This window comes from Mycobacterium sp., assembly GCF_049673265.1.
Taxonomy (GTDB): domain Bacteria; phylum Actinomycetota; class Actinomycetes; order Mycobacteriales; family Mycobacteriaceae; genus Mycobacterium.
Map to the genome: position 1 here is coordinate 1 of NZ_JBATXN010000320.1, position 9,320 is coordinate 9,320.

Below are 9,320 nucleotides of genomic sequence, written 5' to 3' on the forward strand. Positions count from 1 at the left end.
AGGACCGTCAGCCGCTGACGGTGACCCTGACGCTTGTGGTAACCGGTCTTGTTCTTGAACTTGTGGATACGAATCTTGGGACCCTTGGTGTGCTCGAGCACCTCACCGGTCACCGCGACCTTGGCCAGCGCCGCGGCGTCGGTGGTCACGGTTGCGCCGTCGACGACCAGGGCAGCCGGCAGCGAAACCTTCGCACCGGGCTCAGAGTCGAGCTTCTCGACCTTGACGACGTCTCCGACGGCGACTTTGTACTGCTTGCCGCCGGTCTTGACGATTGCGTAGGTCGCCATGATTACGTCTACCTCTTCTTCTAGTTCTTCTGGGCCTAGCGGGGCACCGCGCGACCAAAGTGTGCGGGCTGGTCTGGGAGTGTCGGCCAAAACCCGGTCAACGGGCCTGACGACAACTGGTCAAGGGTACGTGACCAGCGGCTAAAGGGTCAAACCGGTCGATTAGTCCTCATGGGTCGGTGGGCCGGCCGGTCGGGCCGCGGTCCGACGTCGGCGGGGTTGCCCGGCGGAGGCGGTGATTGCCGACGGTTCGTGCTCGAAGGAATCCGTGTCGGAGCCGTCGGAGTCTTCGGCGTCCAGGTCCTCGTCGAGGTCAAGGTCCTCGTCCCCATCCTCGTCCTCGTCGTCCTCTTCGTCTTCAAGGTCCTCGTCGTCGATGTCCTCGTCGTCGTCGAGTTCGACCTCGTCGTCTTCCACGTCGTCGTCTTCGTCGCTGTCGTCGAAGTCGGTGTCCTCAAGGTCTTCGTCGGCGGCCTCACCGGCGACCTGCTTTTGGAGCTGTCCTTCGGTTTCGGCGTCTTCGGAGTCGTGCCCGTTGACGGCTTCATCGACATCCTCGGCGTGCTCATCGTCGGTCTCGTCGTCATGGCGACCATTGGCCGCCGCCATGGCCTTGAACATCGGATGCTCGCCGGGAGTGTGCACCGGCACCTTGGCCACAACCTGCTCTTCGGACTTGGTTTTCTTGGAGCGCCGACCCCGCTTGCCGCCAGACTCGGATTTGCGACCGGTCGCCGCGGAGGTGGAGTCGACCGGATCAGCGTGCAGCGTTATTCCGCGGCCGCCGCAGTGCGGGCAATTCGTCGAAAATGCTTCGATCAGCCCCGTTCCCAGCCGCTTGCGGGTGAGCTGCACCAGCCCCAACGACGTCACCTCGGATACCTGATGGCGGGTGCGGTCCCGCGCCAGCGCCTCGGTCAGCCGACGCAGCACCAGGTCACGGTTCGACTCGAGCACCATGTCGATGAAGTCGATGACGACGATGCCGCCGATGTCGCGCAGCCGCAGCTGGCGCACGATTTCTTCGGCCGCTTCGAGGTTGTTCTTGGTAACGGTCTGTTCAAGGTTGCCGCCGGACCCGGTGAACTTGCCGGTGTTGACGTCGACCACCGTCATCGCCTCGGTCCGGTCGATCACCAACGTTCCGCCCGAGGGCAGCCATACCTTGCGGTCCATCGCCTTGGCCAGTTGCTCGTCGATACGGTGCACCGCGAAGACGTCTGGGCCCGTCCCGCCTCCGGAAAGCTCCGCCGCCTCGTACTTATTCAGCTTCGAAACAAGTTCGGGCGCAACCGAATTCACATATTCGGTGATGGTGGTCCAGGCTTCCTCGCCGGACACGATCAGCTGCGCGAAGTCTTCGTTGAACAGGTCCCGAATCACCTTGACCAGGACGTCTGGCTCTTCGTAAAGCGCCACAGCGGCGCCGGCCGCCTTCTCTTTGGTCTCTTCGGCCTGGGCGGCGATCTGGGTCCACCGATCCTGCAGCCGGGTCACGTCGGCACGGATGTCGTCTTCTTTGACGCCCTCGGAGGCGGTGCGGATGATCACGCCTGCGTCCGCCGGCACCACCTCACGCAGGATCTCTTTGAGGCGCTGGCGTTCGGTGTCGGGGAGCTTGCGGCTGATGCCGGTCGACGACGCGCCCGGCACGTACACCAGGTAGCGACCGGCCAGCGACACCTGGGTGGTCAGCCGGGCCCCCTTGTGGCCGACCGGGTCCTTGCTGACTTGCACCACGACGTAGTCGCCGGGTTTGAGCGCCTGCTCGATTTTGCGGTTGGACCCGCCCAGGCCGGCGGCCTCCCAGTTCACCTCACCGGCGTAGAGCACACCGTTGCGGCCGCGGCCGATGTCGACGAACGCCGCCTCCATCGACGGCAGCACGTTCTGCACGATCCCCAGGTAGATATTGCCCACCAGTGATGCCGAGGCGGCTGAGGTCACAAAATGCTCGACGACGATCCCGTCTTCGAGCACGGCGATCTGGGTGTACCGCGACCCCGGGTGCGGTGGTTCGGTGCGGACCTTGTCGCGAACGACCATCACCCGTTCGACCGCCTCCCGGCGGGCCAGGAATTCGGCTTCGGTCAGGACGGGTGGGCGGCGCCGTCCGGCATCACGCCCGTCGCGGCGGCGCTGCCGTTTGGCCTCCAGCCGGGTCGAGCCGTCGATGCCCTGAATCTCGGTGTTGGTGGAGTCGGACTTGTCCTTGGCTCGGGGCGCCCGCTCGTGCACCACGGTGTTCGGCGGGTCGTCTGGGGACGGGCCGTCATCGGTGTCATCGCCCGAGCCTGACTTGCGCCGGCGGCGGCGACGGCGACGCTTGCTGGCGCCGTCGCCGGTGCCGTTGTCGTCCTCGGCGGCATCCGAGTCGTCCGTGTCGTCATCGGAGTCGTCGTCGTCGGCGTTGTCAGCCGATGCACTGTCCGACTTGTCCGGTTTCGCGCCGTCGACGCCGGCCTCCCCGCTCTTGTCGGCTCCGTTCTGTTCGCCGCGGCCGCGGCCCCGGCCCCGACGCCCGCGCCGACGCCGTCGGTTGGCCGGACGATCGGCCTGTTCGTCGTCGCCGTCGAAGTCGTCATCGTCCTCGTCCTCGTCCTCGGAATCCGCGGAGTCGTCGGCCGCATCCACCTCGGCTCTCTCAACCGGCTGTGGCGCGACAAAGAGCGGCATGTACTCGGGGCGGTCAGCGGGGTGCTCCGGGGTCTCCAGCATCAGCCGCGACTCGGGTTCATCGCCTGCACCGGCTGCTTCCGGTTCGGTCGCGACGCCGGCTGCGGTGGCGGCAGTAGCCGCCGCGCTGCCCAGGAGGTCGCGCACCCGGACCGCGTCGACGCGGTCCACGGTGGAATGGGCGCTCCGGACCCGCCCGTCGAGTTCGGCGAGAGCGTCGAGCACCTGTTTGCTGGTCGTCCCGAGCGCTCTGGCTAGCGAATGGACCCTCAGCCGGTCAGGCAGGTCCTCCTGCTGCGACGAGTCTTCTGGGAGCTCTGAGGATGGGCCACCGTCTATCACGTATTCTCCTCTAGCCCCCGGGCGCGTCCTTTGCGACGCGGCCACGCGAGGGCTTCGCTATGCGTCCGGGTCACTTCTCCCGAACTTGTGATGGTCTCGCTCCGAGCGGCTCTTTTCGAACACACTCGGCGCCGGTTGTGAATGATGGCTGGACACTCGGCGCCCGTATCGCGGTTCGCGGTGGTCGCGCTTGTCGAAGTCTTCATTCGGGCTTCCGAAGCCGGTCCGGCGACGTTCACCCGTTACTCAGTATCCCATACCCTCGGGGCGACTCGACCAAGTGCACCGATCCCCGGTTAGGGCTTAAGAGAACCAGAGCGCGATCTCGCGCTGAGCCGACTCGGGTGAATCGGAGCCATGCACCAAGTTGAACTGCGTTTCGAGGCCGAAATCGCCACGGATGGTGCCAGGAGCGGCCTTCTCGACCGGATCGGTTGCGCCGGCCAGTTGGCGCACCGCCGCGATCGCCCGCGGCCCCTCGACGATCGCCGCCACCAGCGGTCCTGACGTGATGAACTCCAGCAGGGAACCGAAAAACGGCTTGCCGTCGTGCTCCGCGTAGTGCTGGGCTGCCAGCTCGTCGTCGATAACGCGCATTTCCAGCGCCGCGACGGTCAGGCCTTTGCGCTCGATGCGGCCGATGATCTCGCCCACCAGGCGCCGTTCGACCCCATCGGGCTTGATCAACAGAAGAGTCCGCTCAGTCACGGCGGACAGCGTACCTGGCCAATCAGTCGGGAGGCGGCCGCTGGCCGGGCAACATGCCGCGTTGCTGGCGGCGCAGAACCTCAGCCCGTAAGTAGGCGATCAGCCCCCACACGCCGGCAAAGAGCAGCCCGATCAATCCCACGCCCGGATACAGCAGGAAACCGGCAATCAGGACCAGCTGCATGGCAAGGTCCAGCCAGATGGCCCACGACCGGCCCTGCAGGCCGGTGAGCAGGACCAGGATCACCGCCACGCCGATCAGATATCCCAGTGCGGCGGGGGAAAGGCCGCCGCCGACCGCGCCGACCACCGGCAAGGCCAGCAGCACCACGATCGCCTCGAGGATCAGGGTGCCGGCCATCACGCCGCGGAAGCTCTTCCACGGATCGGGCGCGTCAGGCTGGGTCATGGCGCCACTCCTCGATCCCGGCTTCGCCGGCATCATCGTCGTCGGCGCGCGTCACGCCGGATCACGTCCGAACAACGTCCGTGCCGCCCCGGCGGTGACCACCGAGCCGGTGATCACGATGCCGGTCCCGGACAAGGCGTCCTCAGCGACTTCCCCGCCGGCAACGGCGTCGTCAACCAGCGCAGTCACGGTTTCGATTGCGGCAGACAGGTTTTCGCACGCGATGACGCGGTCGGGTCCGTACCACTGCTGCGCGGCCAGTGTTAGCGACTCGACGTCGAGAGCTCGCGGTGATCCGTTGTGGGTGACCACAATTCGATCAAGCACCGGCTCCAACGCGGCAAGTATCCCGCCGACGTCCTTGTCGGCCAGCACGCTGACCACCCCGACCAGGAACCGGAAATCGAACTCCTCACCCAGCGCTTGGGCCAAAGCCGCAGCGCCCGCCGGGTTGTGCGCGGCGTCGATGAACACCGTCGGTGCGCTGCGCATCCGCTCCAACCGGCCCGGGCTGGTCGCGGCTGCGAACCCGGTCCGCACGGCATCGACATCGAGCTGACGCTCCGCGCCGGCACCGAAAAAAGCCTCGACGGCAGCCAGCGCCACCACCGCGTTGTGGGCCTGATGTTCACCGTGCAGCGGCAAGTACACATCGGAGTACACCCCGCCGAGGCCCTGCAACTGCAGCACTTGGCCGCCGATGGCGATTTGGCGACCCAGCACGGCGAACTCGGATTCTTCGCGTGCGACCGCGGCGTCGGCGCGCACGGTTTGGGCCAGCAGCACCTCCATCGCCTCGGGTACCTGCCGCCCGATCACCGCTACGGTGTCGGGTGCTCCTTCAGGGGCCTTGTGCATGATGCCGGCCTTTTCGCCGGCGATCCCGCCGATGTCGGCGCCGAGATATTCGACGTGGTCGACACTGATCGGGGTGATGACCGCGACCGGCGCCTCGACCACATTGGTGGCGTCCCAGCGGCCCCCAAGACCCACTTCGATGACCGCGACCTCGATCGGCGCGTCGGCGAACGCCGCGAACGCCATCGCGGTGAGCACCTCGAACTTGCTCATCGCCGGGCCTCCGTCATCCTGCGATTGCGCGTCGATCATCTGCACGAACGGCTCGATCTCCCGGTACGTGGCCACGTACTGGGCCGGGCTGATCGGCTGTCCGTCGATGGCGATCCGCTCGACCGCCGACTGCAGGTGCGGACTGGTCGTCCGTCCGGTGCGCCGCTGTAACGCGGTCAGCAGCGCGTCGACCATGCGCGCCACCGAGGTCTTGCCGTTGGTGCCGGCGATATGAATCGACGGGTAGCCGCGTTGGGGTGAACCGAGAAGGTCCATCAGCGCGGTGATGCGAGTCAGGCTCGGCTCGATCTTGGTCTCCGGCCAACGTTGGTCGAGCAAATGCTCGACTTGCAGTAAGGCCGCGATCTCATCCGGGGTTGGAACCACGCCGGTGGCTCCGGGGTGGGGTGGCTCCAGGGTCACTGCAGCCCGGCCAACCTGGCCGTTATCCGGTCGGTTTCCTCGCGGGCCACGCGTTGACGCTCTCGTTGCTTGTCGACGACAGCGGCTGGCGCCTTGGCCATAAAGTCAGCATTGCCCAATTTTGCTGTGGTGGAGACCAATTCCTTCTGCGCGGCGGCCAAGTCCTTTTCGAGGCGACGACGCTCGGCCTCGACGTCGATGGTGCTCGAGGTGTCGAGTTCGACGACGACGATACCCCCGGCAAGGCCGACCTCAAGCGATGCCGACGGGCTGAATTCCGGGTCCGACTTGGTCAGCCAGGCCAGCGAGGTGACCGAGCCGATCTGAGTGCTCAGGTCGGCGGCGTCGATACCCGACAACCGGGCGGGCACTTTCTGGCGGTCCGCCAAACCCTGGTCACTGCGAAAGCGGCGGATCTCGGTGACCAGCTTCTGCATGTCCGTGATTCGTTGCGCGGCAACACTATCGATGCTGACGCGGGACGACTTTGGCCACTCGGCTATCACCAGCGACTCTTGCCCGGTCAACGCCTGCCACAGCGCCTCGGTGATGAACGGGATCACCGGATGCAGCAACCGCAGCAGGGTGTCCAGCACGGCGGCCAGCACCGCGGTGGTGTGGGTTAGGCCGTCGGCCAGTTGCGTCTTGGCCAGTTCGACGTACCAGTCGCAGAATTCATCCCAGGTGAAGTGGTAGAGCGCCTCGCAGGCGCGGCTGAATTCGTATCCGTCGAAAGTCGAATCAACTTCGGCCCGAACCTCTTCCAGCCGGCCCAGGATCCAGCGGTCAGCATCGGTCAATTCGGCGAGATCAGGCAGCGGGGCGAGGGCAGCACCGTTGAGCAACGCGAACCGGGTGGCGTTGAACAGCTTGGTGCCGAAATTCCGCGACGCCCGTACGTGATCTTCGCCGACCGCGAGATCACCGCCGGGGCTGGCGCCGCGGGCCAGCGTGAACCGCAAGGCGTCGGCGCCGTAAATGTCCAGCCAGTCCAGCGGATCTATGACGTTGCCCTTGGACTTACTCATTTTTCGGCCCGACTCGTCGCGGATCAGGCCGTGCAGGAAGATGTCGGTGAACGGAACCTGCGGACCCCGATTGCCGTCCTGGGTGATGGCGTCGTCTCCGCCGACGAAGGTGCCGAACATCATCATCCTGGCCACCCAGAAGAACAGGATGTCGTAGCCGGTCACCAAAACGCTTGTCGGATAGAACTTCTCCAGCTCCAACGTTTTCGACGGCCAGCCCAATGTCGAAAACGGCCACAGCGCCGACGAGAACCAGGTGTCCAGGACGTCGGGGTCTTGCTCCCAACCGTCGGGCGGTGTCTCGTCCGGGCCAACGCACATCTGCTGACCGTCAGGGCCGTACCAGATCGGGATCCGGTGGCCCCACCACAGCTGCCGAGAAATGCACCAATCGTGCATGTCGTCGACCCATGCGAACCAGCGCGGCTCCAGGCTGGCAGGGTGGATCACGGTGTCGCCGTTGCGGACTGCGTCGCCAGCGGCCTTGGCCAGCGATTCAACCCGCACCCACCACTGCAGCGACAGCCGCGGTTCGATCGGCTCCCCGCTCCGCTCGGAGTGTCCGACACTATGCAGATAGGGACGCTTCTCCGCGACGATTCTGCCCTGTGCTGCAAGCGCTTCGCGAACGGCGACGCGGGCGTCGAGGCGGTCCATCCCGTCGAATTGTGTTCCGGTGTCGGCGATCCGGCCCTTAGTATCCATGATCGACGGCATCGGCAGCTCGTGCCGTAGTCCGATTTCGAAGTCGTTCGGGTCGTGGGCCGGCGTGACTTTGACTGCGCCGGTGCCGAATTCAGGGTCGACATGATCGTCAGCGACGATGATGAGCGCTCGGTCCAGGAAAGGGTGCGGCAGCGTGGTGCCGACCAGCTTTCGGTAGCGTTCGTCGTCGGGATGCACCGCGATCGCGGTGTCGCCCAGCATCGTCTCTACCCGGGTGGTGGCCACCACGATGTGCGGCTCGGAATCATCGAGTGAGCCATACCGGAACGACACCAGTTCGCCTTCGACGTCCTCGTATCGGACCTCGAGATCCGAGATCGCCGTTTCCAACACCGGCGACCAGTTCACCAGCCGCTCGGCTTGATAGATCAGACCCGCGTCATAGAGCCGCTTGAAGATCGTGCGCACTGCCCGCGACAGCCCGTCGTCCATCGTGAAGCGCTCGCGGCCCCAGTCGACTCCGTCGCCGAGCCGGCGCATCTGACCACCGATGGCTCCGCCCGATTCGCGTTTCCAATCCCAGACCTTGTCGATGAACAGCTCGCGGCCGAAGTCCTCTTTGGTCTTCCCGTCGAGCGCGAACTGCTTTTCCACCACGCTTTGAGTTGCGATACCCGCGTGATCCATACCTGGCTGCCACAGCACTTCATAACCCTGCATGCGCTTGCGACGGGTCAGGGCGTCCATCATGGTGTGCTCGAGCGCATGCCCCATGTGCAGGCTGCCGGTCACGTTCGGCGGCGGCAGCACGATCGAGTAGGCAGGTTTTGCGCTGGCCGGGTCCGCGGTGAAGTAGCCCGCGTCAAGCCAACGTTGATAGATCGCACTCTCGGCCGCGCCCGGATCCCACGCCTTGGGCAGGGCTTCAGCCCGCGCGTTGGCGGCGGGTTCGGGGCTAGCGGTCACCCGTCAAGTCTAGAAAGCGCCGAGGCCGGCAACGAACACCGCCCGGATGCGGGGGTGTTCGGTGGCTATTTCTTGCCGCCGAGCAATCCGCCGAGGATGTCGCCTGCCTTGGAACCCAACGCGTTGCCCAACACGGTGCCGAGCGACTTGTTGCCGCCCATCCCGCCAAGGATGCTGCCAAGTACGTCGTTGAGCGCCCCGCCGGAGGCGGCCTCCTTAGCGGAAGCTCCGCTTTTTCCGGAGAGTTGCTTTCCCACATAGGCCAGCACGATCGGCGCCAGGATCGGCAACAGCTGCTTGAGCAGATCGCTGTTGCCGCCGCCGCCACCGGCCAGCGCGTTGGCGACCTGCGCGGCGTCATTGCCGCCGAAGATCTTCGCGATCGCTTGCTGACCGTCTTTCTCGTCGACCTGGTCGACGCTCACGCCGCCGTCGAGCAGACCGCTGGCGGCATGGCTGTCGGCGGCGGACTCGATTTTGCTGGCGTGATCGGGGTCCTGTGCGTTCTCGTGCAATCCGCCGACCAGCACCGGCACCAACAGCTGAACCGCTTTGTTGACTTCGGCTTCGTCGACGCCGATCTTGCTTGCGATGTCACTTGTGGGAATCTGAGCGAAGAGATCTTCAAGGCCCGACATGGACTTGTCCACCTAACGTCACTGGGTTGGGTGTGGTACCTCGATCACGACACTAGCCCGCGCCGAAGCCCTCCGAAAGCGGTTCTTGCACGCAGATTCAATT

General features: G+C 65.6%; 7 protein-coding genes. All 7 read right to left on the reverse strand.

Annotation, left to right across the window (positions count from 1 at the left end):
- A partial coding sequence (gene rplU, locus WBF82_RS11345) for a 50S ribosomal protein L21 (protein ID WP_424383130.1) occupies window positions 1–290 on the reverse strand: 290 nt, incomplete at its 3' end.
- A 162-nt stretch (window positions 291–452) separates the two neighbouring features.
- Window positions 453–3,308, reverse strand: coding sequence for an Rne/Rng family ribonuclease (locus WBF82_RS11350; RefSeq protein WP_424383131.1), 2,856 nt, complete (start codon window positions 3,306–3,308; stop codon window positions 453–455).
- Window positions 3,309–3,611: 303 nt separating this feature from the next.
- Window positions 3,612–4,016 carry a nucleoside-diphosphate kinase gene (gene ndk / locus WBF82_RS11355; RefSeq protein ID WP_424383132.1) on the reverse strand — a complete coding sequence of 135 codons (405 nt, stop codon included), beginning with the start codon at window positions 4,014–4,016 and terminating at the stop codon, window positions 3,612–3,614.
- Window positions 4,017–4,038: 22 nt separating this feature from the next.
- Window positions 4,039–4,425: a DUF4233 domain-containing protein gene (locus WBF82_RS11360; RefSeq protein WP_424383133.1), complete on the reverse strand. Its 387-nt coding sequence runs from the start codon at window positions 4,423–4,425 to the stop codon at window positions 4,039–4,041.
- Window positions 4,426–4,476: 51 nt separating this feature from the next.
- Window positions 4,477–5,919 (reverse strand): bifunctional tetrahydrofolate synthase/dihydrofolate synthase, encoded by a 1,443-nt coding sequence (folC, locus tag WBF82_RS11365; RefSeq protein ID WP_424383134.1) that lies wholly within the window; start codon window positions 5,917–5,919, stop codon window positions 4,477–4,479.
- A complete protein-coding gene (locus WBF82_RS11370) occupies window positions 5,916–8,579 on the reverse strand; it encodes a valine--tRNA ligase (protein WP_424383135.1) in 2,664 nt (887 codons plus the stop codon). Before WBF82_RS11370 ends, folC begins: the two co-directional genes overlap by 4 nt.
- 65 nt (window positions 8,580–8,644) lie before the next feature.
- The gene (locus tag WBF82_RS11375; RefSeq protein WP_424383136.1) at window positions 8,645–9,217 is read right to left on the reverse strand and encodes a DUF937 domain-containing protein; all 573 of its coding nucleotides are present in this window, start codon (window positions 9,215–9,217) and stop codon (window positions 8,645–8,647) included.
- Window positions 9,218–9,320: the final 103 nt, after the last annotated feature.